The sequence below is a fragment of the Microbacterium sp. 22242 genome, assembly GCF_052045495.1.
GTDB lineage: Bacteria > Actinomycetota > Actinomycetes > Actinomycetales > Microbacteriaceae > Microbacterium.
Genome location: NZ_JBQEOZ010000014.1, coordinates 1 through 25,199, shown reverse-complemented (window position 1 = coordinate 25,199; position 25,199 = coordinate 1). Strand labels below are relative to the sequence as shown.

At 71.8% G+C, this 25,199-nt stretch carries 18 protein-coding genes and 1 tRNA gene; 10 read left to right on the top strand and 9 right to left on the bottom strand.

Going from position 1 to position 25,199, the window contains the following annotated elements; translation table 11 throughout:
• Positions 1 to 59 precede the first annotated feature (59 nt).
• From ACTJJZ_RS14285 to ACTJJZ_RS14275, 3 genes are all read left to right on the top strand, one after another.
• Positions 60 to 1,130: a LysR family transcriptional regulator gene (locus tag ACTJJZ_RS14285; RefSeq protein WP_440721854.1), complete on the top strand. Its 1,071-nt coding sequence runs from the start codon at positions 60 to 62 to the stop codon at positions 1,128 to 1,130.
• A gap of 38 nt (positions 1,131 to 1,168) precedes the next feature.
• A complete protein-coding gene (locus tag ACTJJZ_RS14280) occupies positions 1,169 to 2,452 on the top strand; it encodes a cation:proton antiporter domain-containing protein (protein WP_440721853.1) in 1,284 nt (427 codons plus the stop codon).
• 165 nt (positions 2,453 to 2,617) lie between these two features.
• Positions 2,618 to 4,336 carry a phospholipase C gene (locus ACTJJZ_RS14275; protein WP_440721852.1) on the top strand — a complete coding sequence of 573 codons (1,719 nt, stop codon included), beginning with the start codon at positions 2,618 to 2,620 and terminating at the stop codon, positions 4,334 to 4,336.
• Between the two features lie 111 nt (positions 4,337 to 4,447).
• Here ACTJJZ_RS14275 and ACTJJZ_RS14270 read toward each other — a convergent pair whose 3' ends face one another.
• The 5 genes from ACTJJZ_RS14270 to ACTJJZ_RS14250 form a co-directional block, all read right to left on the bottom strand.
• Positions 4,448 to 4,870, bottom strand: coding sequence for a hypothetical protein (locus ACTJJZ_RS14270; RefSeq protein ID WP_440721851.1), 423 nt, complete (start codon positions 4,868 to 4,870; stop codon positions 4,448 to 4,450).
• A gap of 99 nt (positions 4,871 to 4,969) precedes the next feature.
• Complete coding sequence (locus tag ACTJJZ_RS14265; RefSeq protein WP_440721850.1) at positions 4,970 to 6,403, bottom strand: NCS1 family nucleobase:cation symporter-1; 1,434 nt, start codon at positions 6,401 to 6,403, stop codon at positions 4,970 to 4,972.
• A 167-nt stretch (positions 6,404 to 6,570) separates the two neighbouring features.
• Positions 6,571 to 7,878, bottom strand: a complete 1,308-nt coding sequence (locus ACTJJZ_RS14260) for a copper amine oxidase (protein ID WP_440721916.1) — start codon at positions 7,876 to 7,878, stop codon at positions 6,571 to 6,573.
• Positions 7,879 to 8,056: 178 nt separating this feature from the next.
• Positions 8,057 to 13,699, bottom strand: coding sequence for an LPXTG cell wall anchor domain-containing protein (locus ACTJJZ_RS14255; protein WP_440721849.1), 5,643 nt, complete (start codon positions 13,697 to 13,699; stop codon positions 8,057 to 8,059).
• 720 nt (positions 13,700 to 14,419) lie between these two features.
• Positions 14,420 to 14,493, bottom strand: a tRNA-Gly gene (locus ACTJJZ_RS14250).
• Positions 14,494 to 14,688: 195 nt separating this feature from the next.
• Between ACTJJZ_RS14250 and ACTJJZ_RS14245 the strand changes: the two genes are divergently transcribed.
• The 5 genes from ACTJJZ_RS14245 (at position 14,689) to ACTJJZ_RS14225 (ending at position 19,204) form a co-directional block, all read left to right on the top strand.
• The gene (locus ACTJJZ_RS14245; protein ID WP_440721848.1) at positions 14,689 to 15,633 is read left to right on the top strand and encodes an ABC transporter ATP-binding protein; all 945 of its coding nucleotides are present in this window, start codon (positions 14,689 to 14,691) and stop codon (positions 15,631 to 15,633) included.
• Entirely contained in the window at positions 15,630 to 16,451 is an 822-nt protein-coding gene (locus ACTJJZ_RS14240; RefSeq protein WP_440721847.1) for an ABC transporter permease, read from the top strand. The genes ACTJJZ_RS14245 and ACTJJZ_RS14240 overlap by 4 nt, the downstream gene beginning before the upstream one ends.
• A 78-nt stretch (positions 16,452 to 16,529) precedes the next feature.
• Entirely contained in the window at positions 16,530 to 17,135 is a 606-nt protein-coding gene (gene dcd / locus ACTJJZ_RS14235; RefSeq protein WP_440721846.1) for a dCTP deaminase, read from the top strand.
• A 1-nt stretch (position 17,136) separates the two neighbouring features.
• A complete protein-coding gene (locus tag ACTJJZ_RS14230) occupies positions 17,137 to 17,913 on the top strand; it encodes a hypothetical protein (RefSeq protein ID WP_440721845.1) in 777 nt (258 codons plus the stop codon).
• 91 nt (positions 17,914 to 18,004) lie between these two features.
• Positions 18,005 to 19,204 (top strand): MFS transporter, encoded by a 1,200-nt coding sequence (locus tag ACTJJZ_RS14225; protein ID WP_440721844.1) that lies wholly within the window; start codon positions 18,005 to 18,007, stop codon positions 19,202 to 19,204.
• Between the two features lie 67 nt (positions 19,205 to 19,271).
• On the opposite strand, the gene ACTJJZ_RS14220 is transcribed toward ACTJJZ_RS14225, so the two are convergent.
• Together ACTJJZ_RS14220 and ACTJJZ_RS14215 are read right to left on the bottom strand one after the other, a co-directional pair.
• Positions 19,272 to 20,171, bottom strand: a complete 900-nt coding sequence (locus ACTJJZ_RS14220; protein WP_440721843.1) for an AraC family transcriptional regulator — start codon at positions 20,169 to 20,171, stop codon at positions 19,272 to 19,274.
• 107 nt (positions 20,172 to 20,278) lie between these two features.
• The gene (locus tag ACTJJZ_RS14215) at positions 20,279 to 21,184 is read right to left on the bottom strand and encodes a MarR family winged helix-turn-helix transcriptional regulator (RefSeq protein ID WP_440721842.1); all 906 of its coding nucleotides are present in this window, start codon (positions 21,182 to 21,184) and stop codon (positions 20,279 to 20,281) included.
• Between the two features lie 88 nt (positions 21,185 to 21,272).
• Here ACTJJZ_RS14215 and ACTJJZ_RS14210 point away from each other — a divergent pair, with 88 nt between their 5' ends.
• Positions 21,273 to 21,833, top strand: coding sequence for a MarR family winged helix-turn-helix transcriptional regulator (locus ACTJJZ_RS14210; RefSeq protein ID WP_440721841.1), 561 nt, complete (start codon positions 21,273 to 21,275; stop codon positions 21,831 to 21,833).
• Between the two features lie 18 nt (positions 21,834 to 21,851).
• Here the strand turns inward: ACTJJZ_RS14210 and ACTJJZ_RS14205 are convergent, their stop codons facing one another.
• Entirely contained in the window at positions 21,852 to 23,255 is a 1,404-nt protein-coding gene (locus tag ACTJJZ_RS14205; RefSeq protein WP_440721840.1) for an MFS transporter, read from the bottom strand.
• Positions 23,256 to 23,530: 275 nt separating this feature from the next.
• On the opposite strand from ACTJJZ_RS14205, the gene ACTJJZ_RS14200 reads away from it, so the two are divergent.
• The gene (locus ACTJJZ_RS14200) at positions 23,531 to 24,094 is read left to right on the top strand and encodes a hypothetical protein (protein WP_440721839.1); all 564 of its coding nucleotides are present in this window, start codon (positions 23,531 to 23,533) and stop codon (positions 24,092 to 24,094) included.
• Between the two features lie 110 nt (positions 24,095 to 24,204).
• Here the strand turns inward: ACTJJZ_RS14200 and ACTJJZ_RS14195 are convergent, their stop codons facing one another.
• Positions 24,205 to 25,134: an NAD(P)/FAD-dependent oxidoreductase gene (locus ACTJJZ_RS14195; protein WP_440721838.1), complete on the bottom strand. Its 930-nt coding sequence runs from the start codon at positions 25,132 to 25,134 to the stop codon at positions 24,205 to 24,207.
• Between the last annotated feature and the right edge of the window lie 65 nt (positions 25,135 to 25,199).

The window sequence follows — 25,199 nt, the reverse complement described above, 5'->3', positions numbered from 1 at the left end:
GCGGACCGGGCGGTATCCGGCTAGGGTCGATGGGGGTACAGGCTCTGACTGTGAGGCTCATGGACACTGCGCACGGGCCGATGCCCGACATCGGATCGCTCGAGCTGCTCGTCGCCGTGGTGCGCACCGGGTCCATCTCCGGCGCGGCCAGGGAGGTGGGGGTGACCCAGCAGTCGGCCTCGGCGCGGCTGCGCGCGATGGAGCGCCAGCTCGGCCTCACGCTCTTCCGCCGCACGACCGCGGGCGCGGTGCCCACGCACGAGGGCGAGGTCGTCGCGAGCTGGGCGGACGACGTGCTGGCCGCGGCCGGACGCTTCCGCGCCGGGACGGAGACACTGCGCGGGGAGAGCCGCGCCAGGCTCACCGTGGCGGCGAGCCAGACCGTGTCCGCGCACCTGGTGCCGGTCTGGCTCGTCGAGCTGCGCCGCCGTCAGCTCGCCGCGGGCCGGACCCCGACCGCGGTCCGGCTGCTCTCCGGCAACAGCGAGGACGCCGAGGCGATGGTGCGCGACGGGCAGGCGGATCTGGCCTTCATCGAGTCCTCCGCGGTGCCGTCCGATCTCGGCCGCACCACGGTCGGCCGCGACGCGCTGGTGCTCGTGGTCGCGCCGGGGCGCCGCTGGAGTGCCGACCGCACGGGTCAGGCCAGAACGGGCCTCGACGGCACGGGTCGGGGCGGAACGGGTCAGGGCGGAACGGGTCACGACGACACCGGTCTGGATGACACAGGTCTCGATGACACCGTGCCGTTCGCGCAGGCGGCGGATGAGCCGCTGGTGGCACGCGAGGAGGGCAGCGGCACCCGCCGTGCCTGGGAGGACGAGGTGCGCCGCCGGCTCGGCCGGGACGCCGCCGAGCCCGCGATGGTGCTGCCCACCTCGGCCGCCGTGCGCTCGGCCGTGGCGAACGGACTGGGCGCCGCCGTGCTCTCCCGGCGCGAGGTCGCGGACGATATCCGGCTCGGCCGCCTCCGCGCGCTGCGCACGAGCGGGGATCCGGTGACGCGACCGATCACGGCGCTGTGGCGCGGTTCGCCGCGCGACCTGTCCTCGACGGGCTGGGAGCTGATCGAGGTGGCCGTGATCGCGGCCAGGGCCGAGGCCGCGGGGCGGCGCGGCGCCGCGCGGTAGTCTCGCCTCGTCGCCCAACTCGGAAGGAGGCCGCCCGGATGTCCGCACTCGTGCTCTTCGGCCTCGCCGCCGTGCTGGTCTGGTCGCTCGTGTCGCACCGGTTCGAACGCTGGGGCGTGGCGGGGCCGGCGATGCTCCTCGTGCTGGGCGCCGCCACCACGGTCTGGGATCTCCCGTCGTACGCGGCGGTGATCGACTCCGCGGCCAGCGAGAAGGTGGTCGAGGTCATCCTGGCGCTCCTGCTGTTCGCGGACGCGACGGAGGTCCGCGGCGGGATCTTCGGAGGCGAGGGCAGGGTCACCGCGCGGCTCGTGCTCATCGCGCTGCCGGTGTCCCTGATCCTCACCGCGCTCGCGAGCGGGCTGCTCATCCCGGAGTCGTTCGCCGTCATCGGCGTGATCGCCTGCGTCGTGATGCCGACCGATTTCGCCCCCGCCGCGCAGCTGCTGCGCACGCGACTGCTGCCGGAGCGGATCCGGCAGATCCTGAACGTCGAGAGCGGCTACAACGACGGCCTGATCTCGCCGCTGTTCGGCATGGCGCTGCCGATCGCGGTGGTCGTCGCCACCGTGATGCACACGACCCCCGACTCGGTGACCGTGATCCTCACCGACAAGGATCTCGAGCACCACGGCGAGAAGATCGCCGAGGCGTTCCTCAACGCGGTCCCCGCCACCGTCTCGGCGATCGTGATCGGCGTGGTGCTGGGCGGGCTAATCGGTCTTGCGCTGCGTGCGACCAGGGCCCGGGGCATCGCGAGCGAGGGCGGGGCCCGCTACGCGATGCTGCTGCTGCCGCTCATCGCGTACGGGATCGCCACGATTCCCGCGATCGAGGCGAACGGGTTCGTCGCCGCGTTCGTCGCGGGACTGATGTACCGGCTCGCCCGCACCCGCGGCATGGAGGTCCGCGTGATCCCGCACGCCGAGCTGCTGCTCGTCGAGGAGGTCGGGGTGCTGACCGCGAACTTCGTGTGGTTCGTGCTCGGAGGTGCCGCGCTGCTCGCGTTCACGACGTCGTTCGACGGGCGGATCGCGGTGTTCGCCCTGCTCGCGCTCACGGTGCTGCGGCTCGGCCCGGTGTACCTGTCGCTCATGGGCAGCTCCGTGGGCCGGCGCGACCGGGTGCTGATCGGCGCTCTCGGGCCGCGCGGAACCGCCTCGATCGTGTTCGGCCTGCTCGCCTACAACGAGCTGCCCGAGGCCGAGGCAGACATCGTGCTGCTCGCCATGGTGGTGACCGTGGTCGGCAGCGTGCTGCTGCACGGGGTCGTGGCGCCCCTCGTCCTGGCGCGGATGGATCGGGGTCGCGCCGCGAGCTGAGACGCGGGATCGCGTCCCTGGCGGATCGGTGAACGGTCCGGGAACAGCCTGTGCTTCTCTTGTGAGCGGGGATCCGTTGGTCCTAGGGTCGGCGAGTGGGACCGCTGCCGGCCGGCTCCGCGCTCTCCGCGCAGAGGCCCCTCTCCCCAGCAGAAAGGTCTCCCCATGTCCCATTCCCGACTCGCCTCCGCGGGCGCGCTCGGTGCGCTCGTGCTTGCCATCGGCGCCGGCGGCGCCGCGGCGGCGCTCCCCGCCGCGGCCGCTTCGCCGGCTCCGGGTGACACGTCCACCCCGATCAAGCACATCGTCGTGATCTTCGGGGAGAACGTCTCGTTCGACCACTACTTCGCCACGTACCCGAATGCGGCCAACACGGCCGGTGAGACGGTGCAGGGCACCGGAGCCCCGGCGTCCTCGTTCACGGCCGCGAAGAACACCCCGACGGACATCGCCACGCTGGCGAACGCCGGCCTGCTCGCGCCGAACAACCCCAACTCGGTGCAGCCGAAGCGGCTCACGCCTGGCCAGGCCGTGACCTGCGACCAGGATCACGAGTACCTCGCCGAGCAGAAGGCGTACAACGGCGGCGCGATGGACAAGTTCGTGGAGAACACGAGTACCGACACGTGCGGCGCCCCCGGCGATCCTCGCTACTCCACCCCCGGCATGACCATGGACTACTACGACGGCAACACCGTCACCGGCCTGTGGAACTACGCGCAGCACTTCGCGCTCAACGACAACAGCTTCTCCGACACGTTCGGGCCGTCCAGCCCCGGCGCGATCAACCTCGTCTCCGGCCAGACCCACGGTGTGATCAGCATCGATCCGTTCACGGGACAGCAGACCGCGACGCCGGACCCGTACACCGTGAAGAGCCCGGACGCGCAGGGCGTCGGCACCATGACGGAGGATCCGGATCCCGCCTATGACGACTGCTCCGACGGCAGCCACGCGAAGAGCTACGCGCTCGCCGCGATGCAGGGTCGCAACATCGGCGATCTGCTGAACGAGAAGAACGTGTCGTGGGGCTGGTTCCAGGGCGGCTTCACGCCGCAGGGCACCAAGAACATCCAGGGCAACGACTACGCGCAGTGCACCACGACCCACACGAACATCGCCGGCGTCTCGTCGACCGACTACAACCCGCACCACGAGCCGTTCCAGTACTACGCCTCGACGGCCAACCCGCACCACCTCGCCCCGGCCTCGGACGCGGAGATCGGGCACGCGGGCCAGGCGAACCACCAGTACGACATCACGTCGTTCGACAGCGTCGTGAACACCGACAACATGCCGGCGGTGTCGTTCCTGAAGGCGCCCGATTACCAGGACGGGCACGCCTCGTACTCCGACCCGATCGACGAGCAGGCGTTCATCGTGAACCAGATCAACGCGATCCAGAAGTCGAAGAACTGGGACTCCACCGCGATCGTGCTGGCGTACGACGACTCCGACGGCTGGTACGACCACGTCGCCGCGACCGTGAAGAACGCCTCGAACGACTCGCAGCTGGATGCCGCGTGGTGCCTGGACGCGGCATCGTCCGGCACGCCGATCATGGGCGGCTACGTGGACCGCTGCGGTCCCGGCCCGCGCCAGCCGCTGCTGGTCGTGTCGCCGTTCGCGAAGAAGAACTTCGTGGACCACACGGTCACCCAGCAGTCCTCGATCTCGCGGTTCATCGAGGAGAACTGGGGCCTCGGTCGGCTCGGCGACGGATCGATGGACGAGGTCGCGGGCTCGCTCGGCAACATGTTCGACTTCTCGCACCTGCGCAAGGACACGCTGACGCTCGATCCCGCCACCGGCATGATCGTGCGGCCGGCGTACTGCTCCGGCAACAACGGCAACCACACCGGACAGGGCGGCGGCTGCCACTGACCTCACCGGGCACACGGCGGCCCTTCGTCCCGCTGCCCCCGCCTCGGAGACCACTAGGTCCCTGAGCGAGGGCAGCGACGGGACGAAGGGTCGCCGCGCTGCGTGCGGGGGCTACTGCGGCTGACGCCTGTACGTCGCGCGCACGAGCGGGATGGGGTCGATGTCGGCGGGCACCGCGGTGTCCAGCTCCAGAGCCAGGCCGTCGCCGTCTGCGCGCAGGCGCATCACGGTGCGGCCGCGGTCGGAGCGGCGATCCAGGATCAGGGTGTCGCCCTCCCAGGTCGCGGTGCCGGGGGTCGTCGGGGTGAAGCCGTACGTGTCGAACCACCAGAATCCGGCGCCCGCCACGACGCCGTGGGCGACGAGACGGCCCTTGTCGTGCTGCTCCACGTAATCGAGCAGGATGCCATCCGGGCCCGGTTCGACGGAGAGGGCGCCTGTGGCCGTTCCCGCCGCCGTCCACGCGGTCGCGAACAGCTCCTCCGTTCCGGTCCATTCTCCGAGCAGTGCGATGAGCCGTGAATCCGGTGCCATGGTTCGAGCGTACGGGCCGGGATCGGGTCCGATCGGGCGGCTGCCGGGCGTGGCGTTGCCGGTGGCTGCCGGGCGTGGCGCTGCGTGCCGGGCGCGGCGTCAGGCGACGGCGTGCCGTCCGCGGGAGAGCAGCAGGTAGAACACCATGCCGAGCAGGGCCCCGATGAACCACGAGAAGGGCGCGAGACCGCTCAGCTGCGGCAGGAGCGCGACGATGGCCGCGACCAGCGCCGCCGGGATGAACGCGAACACGGCCGCCGGGTTGACCCCCTTGCTGTACAGGTAGCGGCTGCCCGGGACCGTCCGGTACAGGTCCGGCACGTCGATCCGCCCGCGCTGGATCAGGTAGTAGTCGGTCATGATGATCGCGTACAGCGGCCCGAGGAACGCCGCGAGCGCTCCGAGGAAGTAGTTCACCGCGACCGGGTTGGCGTACACGTTCCACGGCAGGATCAGCACGGAGAGGATCGCTGTGATGACGCCGCCGCGGCGGAACGTGATGAACTTCGGGGCCGCGTTGGCCAGGTCGTAGGCCGGCGAGACGAAGTTCGCGACGACGTTGATGCCGATCGTCGCGATGACGAACGTGATCGCGCCGATCAGGATCGCCACGGTGCTGTCGATCTTGGACACGAGCTCGACCGGGTCGAAGATGTACTTCCCGAAGATCGCCAGGCTGCCGCCGGTGACGACGACGGACACGACCGAGAACGCGATGAAGTTGACGGACAGGCCCCAGAAGTTCGCGAGGCTCACGGCGCGCTTGTTCGGCGCGAACCGGGAGAAGTCGCAGTAGTTCAGCATCAGGGTCGAGAAGTAGGCGACCGTCAGCGAGATCGAGGCGAAGAAGCCGTAGATCACGCCGCCGGCGTCGGCCTGCTTGGTGGAGAAGTTGAACGCGATGTTCCCGCCCGACTTCACCAGCACCCAGATCGCGAGACCGAGCATGACGACCCAGATCGCGGGGCCGGCGAAGTCGACCAGCTTGCGCACGGCGTTCATGCCGCCGCTGAACAGGGCCAGCTGCAGGGCGGCGAGCACGAGGAACGCGATCCAGCCGAGCGGCGACAGGCCGAGGAACCCGCCGTGGGTCATCGGGGTGAGCTGCGGCCACACGCGCAGCAGCAGCACGATCAGCGCGACCGAGGCGAGCCAGGTCTGGATGCCGTACCAGAACACGGCGATGATGGCGCGGATCAGCGCGGGGATGTTCGCGCCGAACACGCCGAAGCTGGCGCGCGCCAGCACCGGGTACGGCACGCCGGTGCGCTGGCCCGCGTAGCCCATCCAGTTGATCGCGACGTTGACGAGCGCGATGCCGATGACGAGTGCGACGAGCACCTGCCAGCCGACCAGGCCGAAGGCGAAGAGCCCGGCGGCGAACGTGTAGCCGCCGATCGAGTGGACGTCGCTCATCCACATCGCGAACAGGCTGTAGGTCTTCCAGTTGCGGTCTTTCGCCGGCGCCAGATCGTCGTTCAGGAGGAAGGGACTGGTGTCGGTGGGCAACTCGACGTGCGTCGTCTCTGACATGATCTTCTCCACATCATGAAAGTTCGATCTCTCATTGCGGGATCTTGAGCCAAGGGTCCCACCGGCGCGTTGCGCGGTCAAGGAACGATGTCAGATCGTCATATCGCCGCCGCGCGGCCGCTGCGGGACGCGCCGCCCGGCTCCGCAGCCTGCCGCGTGCGGCCGGCTCAGCCGGTCGGTGCGGGCGACTTCCAGGGGCTGGTGTACTCGCCGTTGCGCTGGTCGTATCCCGGGGGAGGGTCGAACCGCGTCGCGGTGAGGCTGCGCGGCGCGAGCGAGAAGCCCTGCCAGTGCACCTCCATCGGCGACTGGTCCTCGTCGCGCGGGACGTGATGGAACCCGACCGCGATCCAGGAGACGACGTCGGAGAGCGGCTGTTCCGCCCCCTGCTTCACGAAGTCGAGGACTCCGCTCCCGCACGTCACGGGGTTCTTGGTCGCGTAGACCTGGCAGGCGTCGTCGTTGGTGAACGCCACGTCGTAGCCTTCCGCGGCACCGTGGCGATGATCGTCGGAGAAGACGAACGTGTCGGTCCGGCTGAGGTCGATCTCGTAGGACACCGGGTGGCCGTCCCCGTTCTTCACGTCCGGGTTGCTGATCTGCCACCAGCGCCGGTCCTGCCACTGCGCCGTCACGGGATGGGGGATGGGGGTGAGCCCGCCGGTCATGACCGGGGCCTTCGGGCCGTCCGCGCCGGTGGGCTGCGCGTCGTACTGCTGCACCGTCAGCCCGCCCGTGCCGCCCAGGGCCCAGTGCACCCGCCAGACGGCGTTGTGCGAGTGGCTCGCCGCGAACTCGTGCCGGCCGACGTCGGCGCCGTGATCCGCATCGGTGAAGTCGTTGGGGGAGAGGTCCCCGGTGGCGCCGAGCTGGATCCCGATGGATCCGTCGGCGCCGAACGTGTACTGCGAGATGTACTCGTACCAGCCCACACGCGAGATCGTGGAGAGGCGCCAGTCGGTGCGGCGGGCCTCAGCGAGCGGCTGATCGGCCCAGGCGCTCGAGTGGAAGGCGAGGCCTGCATCGACCTGCTCGGTGCACAGCACCTCACGGACGCGGGTCTTCCCGTACGTGCCGTCGTCGATGTCCGGGATCGCGGCGGAGAGCCGGCTCCCCCTGCACGAGGTCTTGTCGAGCGTCTGCATCTTGGTGCCGCCGAAGCCGGCCTCGGTGATGTCGTGCGTGGTGCTGTCGCCGGTGTCATAGGGCACCTCGAGCTGCGAGAGCGACAGCGAGGAGATGACGCTCAGTGCTGCGGCACCGGGCGGCGTGAGCCGGATGTCGGAGAGCACGAGCCCTCTCTTCGGATCCACGCTCCAGCACATCTGCCAGGTCGCGCCGCTGGAGAGCTTCTGCGAGATCGGCTTCTCCCCCTTCGCGCACGTGTGCGCGGCCGCGGATGCGGCGGTGCCGTCCGCGGACGGGGCCCCGGTGCAGGCCGAAAGGAGAAGGAGGCCCGCGACGAGGACCCCGATCAGGCCTCGTCCTCTCCACGTGCCGGAGCGTCTCCGTGCGTCAGAGCTTCTCCGCGCATCAGGGCGCTTCATGGTCTCCACCCCCCGGGAGATCGTCGTGGCGGCCAGCATATCGGTCGGCAGGCACGAGAAAGGCGGCGGCCCCGGCAGGACCGCCGCCTTCCTCACTCATGCCGGATCAGCGCTTGTCCGCACCGGCCGTGCGCCTGCGGATGACAGTCAGCACGGCGCCGGCGAGCAGGAGCAGGATCGCGATGGACAGGAACGGCCCGACCTCGCCACCGGTCTGCGGCAGCGAACCGGTGCCCGATCCCGAGCCGTTGCCCGTGCCGGTCCCGGCGCCGGTCGCGGCGACCTGGAAGGTGCCCCGGCCGGTGTTGCCGTCGCCGTCGGTGGCCGTCACCGTGTGGGTGCCGGGCGCCGCGGCCTTGTCGACCGTCATCGTGACGGTGAATCCGCAGTCGGATCCGACGGCCACGTGGAGCGGCTGACCCAGCGCGGCGCCGGAGGCGTCGGCGATCGTCACCGTGGCGGTGCTGCCGGCCGCGAAGCCGGTGCCCGTCACCGTGATCGTGTCGCCGGCGTGCACCGAGGACGGCTGGATCGTCACCGCCGGGTCCGCCGTGCAGCTCGTCGCACCGGCCGACACCGCGAGGGGGGCGGCGACCTCTGCTCCTGCGGCGTCGGCGCCGACGACGGTGAAGTCGCCGGGGACCGCGTCCGCCGGAACCGCGACCGTGGTGCCCGCGGGGATCGCGCCGAGGGCGTCGGTCGTCACGGTGACGGCGGCGCCTGCCGGGTTGCCTGCGGAATCGGTCAGCTGCAGCGTCACCGCGGTGAGCGGCTGCCAGCCGTCACCCGACACCGTCGTCGATCCGCCCGGGTGCACCGGGCCGGTCGCCGCCAGAGTGGGGTGATACACGGCGAACGTCGCGGTGTCGGTGTCGCCCGTGGCCGGGTCGGTCGCCGTCACCGAGAACATGCCGGCTGCGGCATCGTCCGGGATCGGGAGCGTCGTCCCCGCCGGCAGGGTGCCGTCGGCCGCGGCGGTCACCGTGACCGGAGCGCCGACGTGCTGGCCGGCCGGGTCGACGAGCTGGAGCCCGACGGAGTCGCCGGGGGTCCAGCCGGCACCGGTGACGGTCGTCTGACCGCCAGCCGGGACGGGTCCGGTCGCGTCGATCCCCGCCGCGATCGCCGCGGTGACCTCGACCGGAGCCGATGCCTTCGCGCCGTTCGCGTCCGTCCCGGTGACGGTGTAGGCGCCGGGAGCCGAGACGGCCGGGACAGCGAGCACGGTGCCCGCGGGAACCGCTCCGTCCGCTCCCGTCGTGACGGTCACGGCCGTGCCCACGGGGGCGCCGGCCGGGTCGGCGAGCTGGAGCCGCACCGAGGTGCTCGGCAGCCAGCCGCTGCTCGTCACCGCGGTCTCGCCTCCGGCCGGGATCGGGGTCGTCGCCGTCAGCACGGGGCTGTACACGTCGACCGTGTTCTGCGCCGTGTCGCCGGAGGCGGCGTCCGTTCCGGCCACCGTGTAGCGGCCCGCCGTGGCGTCCGCCGGGACCGGCACCGTCGTGCCGGAGGGCAGGGTGCCGTCGGCCGCGGCGGTCGCCGTGACCGGCGCGCCGACCGGTGCACCGGCAGGGTCGGTCAGCTGCAGCGCCACGGCCGCACCCGCCTTCCAGCCGCCGCCCGTGACGGTCGTCGCCATGCCCGCCGGGATCGGACCCGTCAGGTTCAGGATCGGACCGGTCGCCGTGACAACCGCGACCGGTGCCTGGGCGCTCGCGCCGCCGGCGTCCGTCCCGGCGACGGTGAAGTCGCCCGGAGCGGCGTCCGCGGGGATCGCGACCGTCGTGCCGGCCGGCAGGCTGCCGTCGGCGAGCGAGGTCACGGTGACCGGAGCGCCCACGGGGGCGCCGGAGGGATCCTTGAGCTGCAGCGTGACCGCGTCGTTCGGCTTCCAGCCGCCGCCGGTGACCGTGGTCGTCCCGCCGGCCGGGACCGGAGAGGTCGTGGCGATCGTCGGAGCGTAGACGAGCACCGGAGCCGAGACGTCGGCACCGTTCGCGTCCGTCGCGGATGCCGTGAAGGCGGTGCCGTCGGCGGCGCCGGCGGGCGTGGTCAGCACGGTCCCCGCGGGGAACGCGCCGAGCAGGTCCGTCGTCACCGTGACCGGAGCGCCTACGGCCGCACCCGTCGAGTCCTTCAGCTGAAGGACCACCGGCGAGCTCGGCAACCAGCCGGCACCGGTCACGTCCGTCGTGCCGCCGGCCGGAACCGGGGAGGACGCCGTGATGGCGGGTGCGTAGACCGACACCGGGAGCTCCGCCTTCGCGCCGTTGTCGTCGGTGCCGACCACGGTGTCGCCGCCCGGGGCGGTGCCCGCGGGGATGGTGACGCAGGTGCCGGCCGGCAGGGCGCCGTCGGCGTCAGCGGTGACCGTCACCGGAGCGCCCAGAGGAGCGCCGGAGGGGTCGGTCAGCTGCAGCGTCACGGTGCTGCCCGGAGCCCAGCCGGATCCTGCCACCGCGTAGCACGAGCCCGCAGGGGCCGCCGGTCCGCCGCTGAGCGCCGGTGCGTACACCGTCACGTCCGCAGAGACCGTCGCGCCGTTCAGGTCCGTGCCGGCGACGGTGAACACGTCACCGGCCTGCGCGGAAGCCGGGATCGCGACCGTTGTTCCGGTCGGGATCGCGCCGCTGCCGTCGGCCATGGCCGTCACCGGAGCGCCGGCGGGGGCCCCGGAGACATCCTTCAGCTGCAGGGCGACCTGCGCGTTCGGCAGCCAGCCGGTGCTCGTCACCGTCGTGGTGCCGCCTGCGGGGACGGGGCTGGTCGCCTGGATCGACGGCTGGTAGACCGTGATCGTGTCGGTGGCAGCGGCGCCGCCCGGCTCGGTGCCGGTGATCGTGTAGTCACCCGCGGCGGTGCCTGCCGGGATGCTCAGCGTCGTGCCGGCCGGGATGGTCCCGTCCGCACCCGCCGTCACGGTGACCGGGGTTCCGATCGGCGTGCCGGTCGCGTCGGACGCCTGCAGGGTGACCTGCGCGTTCGGCGCCCAGCCGCCGCTGGTGACGTCGGTCGTCCCGCCGGCCGGAACCGGGGAGGACGCGGTCAGCACCGGGGCCGTGGCCGCGACGACCGTCAGGGGGCTTGTGACGTCAGCGCCCTGGGGGTCGGTGCCCTTCACCGTGTCGTCGCCGGGAGTCGTTCCCGCCGGAACGGTCAGGCAGGTGCCGGCGGGGACCGCGCCGGTGGCGTCCGTCGTCACCGTGAGGGGCGAGCCGATGGCGGCTCCCGAGGCGTCGGTCAGCTGGAACGTCACCGTGTCGTTCGGTGTCCAGCCGGTCGAGGTGAGCGTCGTGCACTGGCCCGCCTCGGTGGGAGAGGAGGCGCTCAGAGTCGGTGCGTACACCGTGACGTCCGCCGCAGCGGTGTCACCCGAAGCGGGATCCGTGCCCTTCACCGTGTAGGCGCCGGCCGGGGCGTTCGCCGGGACCGGGACCGTGGTGCCCGCAGGCAGTGCGCCGGTCGCATCCGTCGTCGCGCTCACGGGGCTTCCCACCGGGTTTCCGGAGGGGTCGGTCAGCTGCAGCGAGACCGGAGCGTTCGGCTTCCAGTTCGTGCCGGTCACCGTGGTGGTGCCGCCGGCCGGAACCGGGGACTGGGCGCTCAGCGCCGGGACGGCGGCGCTGGTGCCGACGGTGACCGGAGCGGTGCGCTCTGCGCCGTTCGGATCCGTGCCCTTGACCGTGTAGTCACCGGGCGCGGTACCAGTCGGGATCGTGAGGCAGGTGCCGGCCGGGATCGTGCCGTTGGCGTCCGGCGTGATCGTGACCGGGGAGTCCACGGCGGTGCCCGCCGCGTCGGTCAGCTGGAACGTCACCGGCGTGCCGGGGATCCAGCCGCCGGAAGTCAGCGCGGAGCAGTCGCCCGGGGCGACCGGGGACTGCGCGGTCAGCGAGGGGTCGTAGACCGTGACCGGCCCCGATCCTGTGGCGCCGGAGGGATCCGTGCCCTTGACCGTGTAGGCGCCGGGGGCGGTGCCCGCAGGAACCGTCAGGCAGGTGCCCGCCGGGATGGCGCCGGTGGCGTCCGACGTGACGGTCAGCGGGGAGCCCACGGGGGCGCCGTTCGCGTCGGTCAGCTGGAACGTGATGGCGGTGTTCGGAGCCCAGCCCGTCGAGGTGATGGTGGTGCACCCGCCCGCCGGGGTCGGCGAGGACGGGGTCACGACGGGCGCTGCCGCCAGGCCGCACGCGTCGACGCGGGCGCCGGCGTTGCCGATGCCCAGGCGCGCGGTGCCGCCGCCGACGCCGAAGCTCAGCGCGGACACCTCGGCGCCGCTCGTCTTGGTGCTGCCGTCGGTCGCGGTGCAGGTGGTCAGGCTCTGATGGTTCAGCTGGATCGAGAACAGGTTCCCGGCGATCGCCTGAAGGAACGGCTCCACCGCGGCGCGGACGGGCGCGGTGACCGTGTCCGTCTTCAGGGTGGTGAACGCGGCGAAGATCGGGCTGCCGCCGTCCGAGAGGACCGCGTTGATCGGGGACATGGCGAGCTGGGTCGCGGAGATCACCGGTGCGAGGATCGCACAGGCGCTTCCCGTGCAGGGCTCGATGACCTGTCCGGCGAGGTTGACGCCGAACTTCCCGGATCCGATGATCGGCACCGTGGCGTCGACGTGCACGGCGACGCTCTGCATCGACTGCAAGGCGGCGTCGGAGGCGACCTGGATGACCGTCTCGATGGCCTCGTGGATGTCGCCGGCGATGAACGGATAGGTGTCGCTGTCGATCAGCTCGGTGTTCGGCGCCTGGTTGTTGATGCCCACCGGGCGGTTCGGGATGACGCCGTCGGGGTGGTTCGGGCTGGGATCGTTGCTGCCGAGACGGGCGAGATCGATCGTGACGGTACCCGCGCCCAGGTCGATCGAGGCGTAGCCGTCCTTGGTCGTGATCGGCGCGAGCATGACCGCGTCCAGCACGTCCTGCTTGATGGAGCTCGTCACCGTGGCCTTCAGCGTGGTCCCCGGGACGAGGGATGCGAGGCTGGTGAGGTTGAGCATCGAGTTGATGGTGTCTGTGGCCGAGCTCTCCAGCGTCCCTGCAGCGTCGCTGAGTCCCGCGGCGGCCTGCTCGATGACGGGGGAGTGCAGCACCAGCTTCGCGGAGCCCGCGCGGTACTGGCCGTAGCCGGTGACGCCGCCGTCGGGATCCTGCAGCACGCCGTCGACGGCCTTGACCCAGGCGCCGCCGAGCCCGAAGCTCAGCTGGGCCTTGTCGATCGCGGGTGCGGCGGCCGATGCTCCGGGGATCGAGAGCAGGTTGATCTGCGCCTCGCCGAAGTCGGCGTCTGTGCCGTCCAGGGTGAGACCGCCGTCGGCGCCGGCGATGCCGGAGATGCCCTCGGCGTTCTTGGCGTCGGTCGCCGTCGACTGGCTCTGCAGCACGCCGAGCTGGCCGAACGAGATGAACTGATCGAGCGGGATCTGATACCCCGCACCGAAGTCGACGATCTCGGTGCCGCCGAGGGCGCCGCTGAAGGCCTCCGTGTTCGGACCGGGGTTCTGAATCGACCCGGCATGCGATTGAGCGAGCCCGAAGAGATCGGCGCCGCCCAGACTCATGTCGAGGATGCTGGCCTCCGCCTCGGCCGGATCCGTCGGATACGTGTCCAGACCCGCGGCGCTAGCGGCGCTCGCGGCGAACAGGACTCCGACGAGGCCGAAGGCCGTACCGGCCAGGATCGGCCCGGACCGGCGACGCCGTCCTCCTGGCGGACGCCTCCGTCCGGTGTCGTCATGGGTCGTGAAGAACATGAGCTACCCCCTCCGTTGGAAAACCGGGGGGTACCGACGACGCGGCCAATGCATCATTCCCCCCTTGGCACATTTCCTACCGGTATATCGACCGGATGTACAGCCGGCTCATAGGTGTCTTTCAGGTTCATAAGCCGCGGAACTGTGCGGAATCCACGGTCATTGCGATCTGAATCCGGATGTATAACGATCGAGTAACGTCGCCTGCTGATCCCTGGAGTGTCTGTCGTGACGGCCGCGGAGGCGGGCCCGGGTCGCGCGGCTGCCGATGCACGCCTGGGCGCCGCTCCCGAAGCCGCCGAGAACCACATTCCGGAGACGGCATATGTCCCGGAGGGTGGCGGCGGGTCGGGTGCGAAGGTCCGACGCCGGCCGCACGGGATAGGCGCCGATGAACGACACGGGTGACGCTCGGAGGCGGTCGAGCCCGGCCCGGGAGCCGATGGAACTCGCGACTTTCCGATCGATTCAGTGAGATCGACGGCCCTGCGGTGTAAGTTGCTGGGGACTCTTGAGGCTACCCCCTCCGGAGTCCCGCCGATCCGTTGGCCAATAGCGGTTCGGCAGCCCCTTCCGCGGAGAGCCTCGGTTCTCCGCGGAAGGGGTCCTCTGCGAAGGTGCTCTCTTCTCGACGGGCGCCCGGCAAGCCCTTGCCGGCGCCTGCGGGGGATGCCTGATCCTGGCTGCGGCGACGGACCGGCCGTCCGCGCATCGGTTATGTGGAGGGGCTGACGGGAATCGAACCCGCGCTGTCTGCTTGGGAAGCAGAAGTTCTGCCATTGAACTACAGCCCCGCACGCCTTGCGGCGCCTGGCCAGCATAACAAACGCGCGTGGCGTCGCAGTCCCGAGTCCGATCTCGGCGGCGTCCAGGGTGGCGAAAGAGGAGCAGGGACATGTGTTCCGGGTTTCCGGAATCATCCCCGCGGATCCCCGGAGTCATCCTCCAGAGGGATGCTTGCGGGCACAGCTGCCGCATAGCGTCGAAGCATGATCACTGCAGAGGGCCTCAGCAAGAGATACGGACCCAAGACCGCGGTCGACAACGTGTCGTTCACCGTCAAGCCGGGGACGGTCACCGGCTTCCTCGGCCCGAACGGCGCCGGCAAGTCGACCACGATGCGCATGATCGTGGGCCTGGACCGGCCGACCTCAGGCCGCGTCACCGTGAACGGGCAGGAGTACCGCCGTCTGCACGCGCCCCTCACCGAGGTCGGCGTGCTGCTGGATGCCAAGGCCGTGCACACGGGCCGCTCCGCCCGAAATCACCTGCGCGCGCTCGCCGCCACGCACGGCCTGCCCTCGAAACGCGTCGACGAGGTGATCGAGATCGCCGGGATCGGATCCGTGTCGCGCAAGCGCGCAGGCGGCTTCTCCCTCGGCATGGGGCAGCGCCTCGGCATCGCCGCGGCGCTGCTGGGCGATCCGCACACCCTCATCCTCGACGAGCCGGTCAACGGCCTCGACCCCGAGGGCGTGCTGTGGGTGCGCAACTTCGTGCGGCATGCGGCGTCGGAGGGTCGCACGGTCCTGCTGTCCAGCCACCTGATGAGCGAGATGGCGCAGACCGCCGACCACATCATCGTGCTCGGCCGCGGCAAGGTGCTCGCCGACGCCCCGCTGTCGCAGCTCGTCGAGCAGTGGACGACCGCCCAGGTGCGGGTGCGCAGCCCACGCGCCGTCGAGCTGGGCGAGCTGCTCACCGCCGCCGGCGCCGTGGTCACCGGCACGTCGGACGACACGATCGAGGTCACCGGTCCCGAGGCGTGGTGGATCGGCGACCTCGCGGCCGAGCGCGACATCGCGCTGCACGAGCTCACCCCCACCAGCGGTTCGCTGGAGGACGCCTACCTCGCCCTCACCGGCGAGGCCGTCGAATACCGCAGCCATGCCCTGCCGGAAGCCGGCGCCCCGATCCCGGAGGTGGTCGCATGAGCGCCGTCGCCCCCACCGCCCCCGTCCGCGCGGGCGGCTACCGTCTCACTCTGCCGCGGACGCTCCGCAGCGAGTGGATCAAGCTCACCACGCTGCGCTCCACGTGGTGGTCGATCGCGATCACCGCGGCGCTGACGATCGGCATCGGCGTGCTCATCGCGTTCGCCCTCACCACGTCGGGCGGGGCGCCGCGCGGCCTCAACGGCATCATGGCCGTCGTCTCGCCGATCCAGTTCACGGCGCTGCTGGCCGGGATCCTCGGCGCAATCGCGGTCACCGGGGAGTACTCCACGGGCATGATCCGCTCCACGCTCACTGCGGATCCGCGGCGCGGGCGGGTACTGGTCGCCAAGGCCGTGGTGCTCGCGGTGTTCCTCTTCCTGACGTCGCTGATCATGTTCGTGATCTCCGCCGTGCTCGTCTCCGGGATCCTCGGCGCGCACGGCCAGGCCCTGGAATGGGGTTCGCCGGACAAGGTGATCCTGCCGCTGCTGTCGGCCGCTGTGACGATGTCGGTGTGCGCGCTGATCGGCGTCTCGTTCGGCTTCCTGCTGCGCTCGGGCGCCGGCGCGATCGCCGCGACGGTCGGTCTGCTGTTCGTGCTGCCGATCATGTCGACGTTCTTCGCTTTCGCGGGCGAGTCGTGGAAGTGGGTGCTCGACGCGGCGAACTACCTGCCGCTGTCCGCCGCGCAGAACGCGATCCTGCCCAGCGACACCGAGCCGCTCTCCGTCGGCGTCGCGTTCCTCACGCTCGCGGCGTGGGTGGCTGCCGGGCTGCTCGGGTCCTGGATGGTGCTGCGCTCGCGGGACGCCTGATCCCCCGCGCGTGCGGTCCGGGCCCGCAACGGCCGGACGGGGCCGCGCCGGCAGCGGCCGGGCAACTAGGCTGAACCCGTGCTGCTCAGTGATCGGGATATCAGGGCCGGGCTCGAGACGGGGCGGATCGGACTGGATCCGCTCGAGACGTCGATGATCCAGCCGTCGAGCATCGACGTGCGGCTGGACAGGTACTTCCGGCTGTTCGACAACCACAAGTACCCCTTCATCGATCCGTCCGTCGACCAGCCGGAGCTGACGCGCATGATCGAGGTCGCACCGGACGAGCCGTTCATCCTGCACCCGGGGGAGTTCGCGCTGGGCGCGACGTTCGAGCAGGTGTCGCTCAGCGACGACGTCGCCGCGCGACTCGAGGGGAAGTCGTCGCTCGGACGCCTCGGACTGATCACGCATTCCACCGCCGGCTTCATCGACCCCGGATTCACCGGGCATGTGACGCTCGAGCTCGCGAACGTGGCGACGCTGCCGATCAAGCTCTGGCCGGGCATGAAGATCGGCCAGCTCTGCTTCTTCCAGCTGTCGTCGCCGGCCGAGAACCCGTACGGATCCGGCCCCTACGGCAATCGCTACCAGGGGCAGCGCGGCCCGACCGCCTCGCGCTCCTTCCAGAACTTCCATCGCACGGACGTCGGCGTGACCGATGTGGGATCAACCGGAGGCTGACATGAGCGCGGACGAGACGGATCCGAACCGGGACGAGCAGTCCGCTCCGGAGCAGTCACCGGTCACGGCGCCGGTCGCCGAAGAGCCCGGAGCGGACGCCGAGCCGACCGCGGCGCCGGCGGAGTCCGCATCCGTGCCGCTCGCCACGCCGCCGGCCGGCGACACCGAGCTCGCGCCCGCACCGGTCGAGAGCGAGGGGCTCGCGGCGATCCTCGCCGATCCCGAGATCGCACCGGCAGAGGAGAGCGCGCACCTGGCCGAGCTGCTCGCGACGCCCGCGGAGGCGGCGCCCGCCGAGGAGACCCCGGATCTGGCGGCGATCCTCGCCGAGCCCGATCCGTCCCTGTACGGAGAGCCGCCGGCCGACGTGCCGGAGCCGGCCGACTCGTCCGAGCCGGCCGACTCGCCCGAGCCGTCCGACTCGGCGGAGCGGGCCGAGGGCATCCGGACGGCCGAGCCGGGCTCGCGGCCCGAGCCGGTCGCATCGACCCCGACCGCCGCCGAGGCGAACGGACCCTCTGCGGGAGCGGCCGGGTCCGGGCACGCCACCGGACTGCCGCCGCTTTCAGCGCTCCCCCCGGAGCGTCCCGGTCCGCCGTCCGCCTCGCTCGCCCCGGAAGCGGGAGGCGGGGGATATCTCGGCCTCATCGTCGCGATCATCCTGATCCTCGCCGCCCTGCTCGCCGGCGCCGTGGTGCTGATCATCGTGCTCATCGCGAACGGCGCCTGGCCGTTCGCGGCGGCGTCGGAGCTCGCCGGAGCCGTGTCGCTGTTCTGACCCGGTGGGCCGCGCCGCGATCCGGACGATCCGTCGGATCCGCCGGACGGATGGTCAGGCGACGACCGCGTCGCTGCGAAAGGCTGGAGCCATGACCACGACCGCCCCCGTGCCCCTCGCCATCGAACGCGCGCCGCAGCGCCTGCGCTACGGCGCCCTCGTCGCCATGATGGCGACGGCGTTCCTGCTCGTCACCGCCGAGTTCCTGCCCGGCGGCCTGCTCACCGACATCGCGTCCGAGATCGGCGTCACCGCCGGCCAGGCCGGGCAGATGATCACCGTCACCGCGCTCGCGGGCCTCATCGTCGCGCCCACCATCGGCCTGATGCTCCCGCGGCTGGACCGCCGTTCGCTGCTGGTGTGGATGGCGGTCGGCGCCGCCGTCTCGAACCTGGTCGTCGCGGTCGCGCCGAGCCTGCCGCTGCTGCTCGTGGCCCGCGTGCTGCTGGGGGCGGCTCTGAGCGGCTTCTGGTCGATGTCCGTCACGGTCGCCGCCGGGATCGCCGGCCCCGAGCGGCTCGGGCGCGCGATGATGTTCACCTCCGCGGGCGTCTCCCTCGCCACGGTCGCCGGAGTGCCGCTGGGCGTGCTGCTCAGCCAGGTCGTCGACTGGCGCGGCGTGTTCGCGATCGCCGCCGCGGCCAGCGCCGTGCTCGCCGTCGTCCTGCGGATCCTGCTCCCGAGCGTCCCCGCCGAGGGCGCGGCCAGCCTGACCACCCTGATCCGGACCATCCGCCGTCCCGGGATCGGCCTGGGCCTCGCTGGACACGTGCTCGTGGTCCTCGGCCACTTCCTCGCCTACACGTACATCCGCGTGGCCCTCGAGCGGGTGCACGACGGCGGCACCGCGATCACCGAGAGCACGATCATCCTGCTGCTCGCCCTGTTCGGCGCGGGCGGGTTCTTCGGCAACATCCTGATCGGCGTCATCGTCGACCGCCGCTACCGCACCCTCGCGGTGATCGCGCCGCTCGCGATCGCCGCGACCATGCTGCTGATGATCGCGGCGGCGGGATCGCTCTGGCTCGTCGGGGCGGTCGCGTTCGCCTGGGGCTTCTTCTTCGCCTCCTGGCTGCTGATCGTGAACACCTGGATCGGCCACCGCACGCCCGACCGGCTCGAGGCCGGCGGCAGCCTGGTCGTCGTCGGGTTCCAGGGCGCGATCATGACAGCCGCGGCCGTCGGCGGGGCGCTCGTGGACGGGATCGGAATCGGCATGGTCTACACGATCGGGGCCGTGGTGCTGGTGGTCGGCGCCGTGCTGTTCGGACTTTCGAGCCGGATCCGCTGACCGATCCGGTCCCTGGGCGCCGGTCGCTGGACGACCCGTCGCGGGTGCTCGAGACCGACGAGGACGTTCAGGCGGTGCGGGAGAGGCGCCAGGCGGTGGGCGTCTGGCCGGTGCGGCGGCGGAACGCGCGGCTGAACCCCTCGTCGGAGGAGTAGCCGAGATCGCGCGAGATCTCACTGACCAGGCAGCCGAGCGCGAGCCGATCCTGCGCCGCGCGGATCCTGACCTCGGTCACGTAGCTCGCGGGGGAGGTGCCGAACGCGGCGCGGAAGCGCTCGGCGAAGACCGTGCGGGACATCGCGCCGACGCTGGCGAGGCCCTCGACGCTCCAGTCTTCGCCGGGGGCGGCGTGGATCGCCGCGATCACCCGGTCCAGGAAAGGGTCGGTGGTGNGCGCGCAGCCGTGCGCGGCCCAGGCGCGGATCATCGACACCAGCACGGTGTTCGCCATCATCCGGCAGACCACCGTGTCGCCGTCGCGCTCGCATGTGAGATCCGGGTCGGGCCGAGTCGCCTCAGTGAGGTCGATGCCGATCTGCGCGGCCAGCATCGCCGCGGCCGGCTCGTGGTGGGCGAAGTCGCGCACCATGGCCACGTCCGGAAGGGCGTCGGCCACGTGCTGGGCGCTCGCCGCGAGGGTGAGCGTGGAGACCAGGATCCGCGTTCCGGGATCCGTCCGCAGCGACATCGTGCGGCGCCCCGGGGTGAGGATCGCGTCGCCCTGCGCGAGCGACACCGGATCGTCTCCGCAGCGCGTGTGCACGGTGCCCTCGATGACGTAGACGAGCGAGAGGGCGTCGCGGTCGAGCGCGATGATCTCGTCGCGCTCGGGCGTGATCCGCACCTGCCGGCGCAGTCGCACGTCCACCGCCTCGAGCAGCGCGTCGACGGCGCCGCGTGCATCGCGGCTCGCGCCGGACCGGACGGCGTCGGCCGTCGTCGGCCCGGGGTCTGCGAGGAGCGTCATGATCTTCGGAACCGGCGCGCCCCGAGGTCTATTCCGCGGAGACGTCCGGACGCGGATCGGGTCCCTGCCGCAACGCGGTCCAGGGGCCCGATCGGAGGCCGGCACGATCAGTCGCGGAACCGGCCGTCGTGCAGGTGGATGTGGAAGTGCGGCGCGTGGCCGCGGTGTCCCCGGCCGCCGTGGTGGCGTCCGCCGCGGTGCTCCGGGCGCAGGCCGTCGGGGCTTTCGCCGTGCTCCCGGCGGCGATGCCGGCCCTCGTGCCGCAGGCCTTCGTGCGCGAAGCCCGGGTGGTGCGCATCGTGGTCGTGGTGCGCCGGGCCGAAGCCGTCGTGGCCGCCGTCGTGTCCGGAGCCGTGGTGGCCGAAACCGCGGTGACCGCGGTGCGCGTCGTGGTGCACGTGCGGGCCGTGGTCGTGGTGCGCCGGGCCGAAGCCGTCATGTCCGGAGCCGTCATGTCCGGAGCCGTGGTGCACGTCGTGCCCGAACCGGCCGTGGTGCACGTCGTGCCCGAACCGGCGGTGGTCGCCGCGCTCCGGACGGCGGTCGTCACGGTGGCGGCGGGGGAGGCGCGCGCCCTCGGTCCAGCCGAGGCCGCGTGCGAGCTCTTCGAGCGACGCGGTCAGGGCGGTGAACTGCGCATCGCCGAGGATCGCAGTGATCTGCGCGCGGATCTCGTCGACGGCGGCCGACAGACGGGCCTTCGCGGCGGCGCCCTCGGCGGTGAGCGTCCAGCCCTCGCCGTCGCGCTCGATCCAGCCCAGCTCGACGAGCCGGCCCAGCTTCGCGTGCGGCAGCGGGCGGTCCGAGGGGGTCGTGCCGTCGATGAGGTTGAGGATCCGCCAGTCGCGACGGGTGATCCCCTCGTCCTCGAAGGCGGTGGCGAATTCGGCGGCCATGAGCCGGTCGATCGCGGTGATCCAGAAGCCGAACGGGCGGCCCCCGGAGGTGGCGGCGTCCTCGACGGAGGTGTTCTCCGCGGAGGCCTTCTCCGGTGTGTTCTCTGAGGTGGTCATGGGTGAGGTCCTTTGTTTGTCATTGTGCATGTACATGCAGTGTGACATGCAATCTGGATCCATGTCAAGACGCATGTAAAATCGAGAGGTGCCCCACGAGCCCGAGACTCCGGATCCCGTCGATGCGATCGTCGCGGCCCTCGCCCGTCTGCGCTCGCGCGGCCCGCACGCCCACCCCGGGCGCGAGCATCCGCACGACCACGCTCATGACGACCAGCCGTGGCACGGGGGTGGCAGCGGCCTGCACGGGGACGGGCACGGGCATCCCCGCGGCCGCCGGCCGCAAGGCGCGCCCTGGGGCGACGGCCCGCGCGGGCGCGGCGAGGCACCGGCACGGCTGCGGATGCTCGAGGCGCTGGCGGGAGGCGCGCTCAGCGTGAGCGCTCTCGGGGAGGCGATCGGGGTGGACCAGCCGCGCGCGTCGCGGCTGGTGCAGCAGGGCGTCGAGCGCGGCTGGCTGCTGCGCGAAGCGGATCCCGACGACGCCCGGCGCACCCGCATCGTGCTCACCGACGAGGGCAGGCGCATGATCCGCGGCTTCCGCGGGGAGCGACGCGAGGCCATGCGCACGGCGCTCGCCGCGCTGACGCCCGAGGAGCAGGCCGAGTTCGCGAGGCTGCTCGCCAAGGTCGCCGACAACTGGCGCTGAGCGGCGAACCGCTCCGGGTCAGACCGCGGCCGAGCGCTCCTTCACCGGCAGGAGCAGCAGCAGTCCCGCGAGCAGCACCACCACGATCCCGATGATCCCGAACTTCGTCGCACCCGTGAGGGCGATGAGCAGCGTCCACGCCCCCGGGGCGATCCAGCTCGCCGCCCGCCCCGTCGTGGCGTAGAGCCCGAAGACCTCGCCCTCGCGTCCGGCCGGCGTGACACGGGCGAGGAACGACCGGGCGGCCGACTGCGCGGGGCCGACGAAGGCGCAGAGGATCAGCCCGCCCACCCAGAACACGGTCTTGCCGCCGTCGGCGAACGCGAACACCGCGATCCCGGCGACGGTCATGCAGGTGAGCGAGATGAGGATCAGCCGCTTCGGACCCCAGCGGTCGTCGAGCCGTCCGGCGAGGATCGTCGAGACGCCGGCGATCACGTTGGCCGCGACACCGAAGATCACGATGTCGCCGAACTCGAAGCCGAACACCGTCTTGCCGATCACCGCACCGAACGCGAACACGCCCGCGAGCCCGTCGCGGAACACCGCGCTCGCGACGAGGAACCAGAACGTGGTGCGGGTGCGCTCGTCGCGGTACAGACCGATGACGTCCTTCACGAGCAGCACGTACGAAGTGAAGAACCCGACCTTGCGGTCCGGCCGGCCGAGCGACGGCTCCGGCACGTTCAGGAAGATCGGGATCGAGAACACGATCGCCCACACCGCGCAGCCCACCGCGATGAGACGGAACGGCAGCCCGCCCTCGGCGGAGAGCCCGAACCAGTTCGCCTTGTTGAACACGATCACCAACACGAGCGCGACGATGCCGCCGAGATAGCCGAAACCCCAGCCGAGGCCGGAGATCCGCCCCACCGTCTTCGGATTGGCGAGCGAGATGAGCATCGCGTTGGAGTTGACCGAGGCGATCTCGCTGAAAACGGTGCCGGCGGAGACCAGCGCGACGCCCAGCCAGAACAGGGTCGGAGTCGGCGTCACGAACCACAGCCCGAGCATGCACAGGATCAGCGCGCCCGTGCCGATGCCGAGCCACAGCTTCTGCTTGCCCGCGGCGTCGGCGCGCTGGCCGAGCACGGGAGCGAGCAGCAGGATCCCGATGCCGGCGATGGTCGCCCCGAGGCCCAGGCCGCTGGTGAGCTCGGCGATCGCGGCGACGTACGCCGGATCCTTCGGGCCCAGCTTCGCGATGTCGGCCGGGAGGAAGGCGTCGGTCGTGAGGTACAGCGCGGTGAAGATGAACGTCAGGATCACCGAGTGGAACGGCTGCGTCGCCCAGTCCCACAGCGCCCAGGAGTAGATCTGCTTCTTCGGCGCGGGCTCGTCGCCGCGCAGCTCCAGGCCCACGATCGCGACGGCGCCGCTGTTCGCTGTCGCCGGGGGCTCGGGATGATCGCCGTTGCTCATGCAGGAAGTCTCGTGCGTGGCGGTGAACGAGAGGTAGCGGCGCGCCGGATCCGGGGTCGTGGGCGACCGGTCCGCGGGGCGGAGGCCGCCGTCCCGTGTGCCGAACTCAGTCGATTCCGCGTGCCCGGCGTGGAACGGCGTCGCCTCGGCCCGATTCGACTGAGTTCGGCACGTTCGACGACTCCGCCGCCCGGGTGCGGCGGCCTGCGTGCCTGCCGCCTGGCCGGTGTGGGCGCGGCGCGCCCGGTGCAGCGCCGGGCCGGTACCGTCGGAGGATGGATCGGCCCGTCGTGCTCGTCGAGGGGGAGAGCGACCGGCTCGCCCTCCTCGCCGCCGCGCGCGTCCGCGGGGACGAGCTGCATGCGGGCGTCGTCTCGCTCGGCGGGATCACGAACCTGCGCTCCTGGCTGGTCCGGCGGGATCAGGCGGTGCCCGTGCTCGGACTGTACGACGCCGCCGAGTTGCGTTATGTGCTCGGCGCGCTCACCGCGGGCGGTCTGCTCCCGGACGGGGAGACGGATCCCGCCGCGGTCACGCGGAGCGGGTTCTTCGGCTGCGATCAGGACCTCGAGGACGAGGTGATCCGCGCCGCCGGCGCCGACCTGGTGCTCGAGACCCTGCGCGCCCGCGGGGAGCTGGCGCTGTTCCGCACCTTCCAGGGGCAGCCCGCCCAGCGGCTGCGCTCGGTCGAGGCGCAGCTGCACCGCTTCGCCGGCACCGCGAGCGGGCGCAAGGCGCATTTCGCCGCCGACGTGATCGCCGCGCTGCCGCCGGAGAGACTGCCCGCGCCGCTGGCCGGTCTGCTGGACGCGGTGCACGTGGTCGCGGGGCGGTTCTGAGCGGTATCCGTCACCCCTGCACTCTGCAGGACGACGGCCGTGCGGCAGGACGGAGAGGAACCCGCGTCCGGCTCAGTGGGCCGTCGCGACGCCGATCGAGTCGTGGATCATCACGGCGGCNCGGCGCCCGCGGCGACGATGAGTTGCTGCGGGCCGGGGGAGGCGACGTCTCCGGCGGCGTAGAGCCCGGGGACGCTGGTGCGGCCGGCGCGGTCTGCGGCGAGGTGCCCGTGCGCGTCGAGATCGGGGGCGAGGCCGCCGAGGTAGGAGAGATCGGTCTCCCACACCGGGCGCACGAAGCCGCCCTCGACGACGTGCAGGGATCCGTCGGCGAGGCGGATGCCGGTGAGGGCTCCGCGTTCGCCGTGCAGCTCGGCGATCGTACTGCGCTCGACCGCGATCCCGGCCGAGGCGAGCTCGGCCTCCTCCGCCGCGTCGATCGTGTCGGCGCCGTGCGTGAAGACCGTGAGCTCGCGTGTCCAGCGGGCGATGAGCCGGGCGCGTGCGGCCAGGTCCGGCGTCTCGCCGATGAGCGCGAGCGGACGGTCCTGCAGCTCCCAGGCGTCGCAGGCCGCGCAGCTGAACAGGCTCACGCCGTAGAAGCCGCGCAGGTTCGGCACGTCCGGGAGCGTCTCGCGCAGGCCCGTCGCCAGCAGGACCCGCTGTGCGGAGACGCGCGTCTCGGGCGCGCGGCGGCCGAGCCCGGCGGCGAAGCCGGATCCGTCGGACTCGATCGAGAACACCCGTTCCCGCGTGCGGATCGTGACGTTCGGGTACGCGGCGAGCTCGGCGCGTGCGATCCGGCGCAGCTCGTGCGGGGGGATCCCGTCGCGGGTGAGGAAGCCGTGCGAGATCAGGGTCGCGGCGTTGCGCGGCCGGTCCGCGTCGACGACGAGCACACGGGCGAGCGAGCGGGCGAGATTCAGCGCGGCGGAGAGCCCGGCCGGGCCCCCGCCGACGATGAGCACGTCGTAGGTATCCTCGGTGTCCTTCGTCTCGCCGCGGCCGCTCGGAACATGGGGAGGGGCGTCATCAGTCATGCCCGTCCCCCTGCGGCGGGAGGGCGGCGATGAGGGGGTGGTCGAACGAGTAGACGCCGACCTTG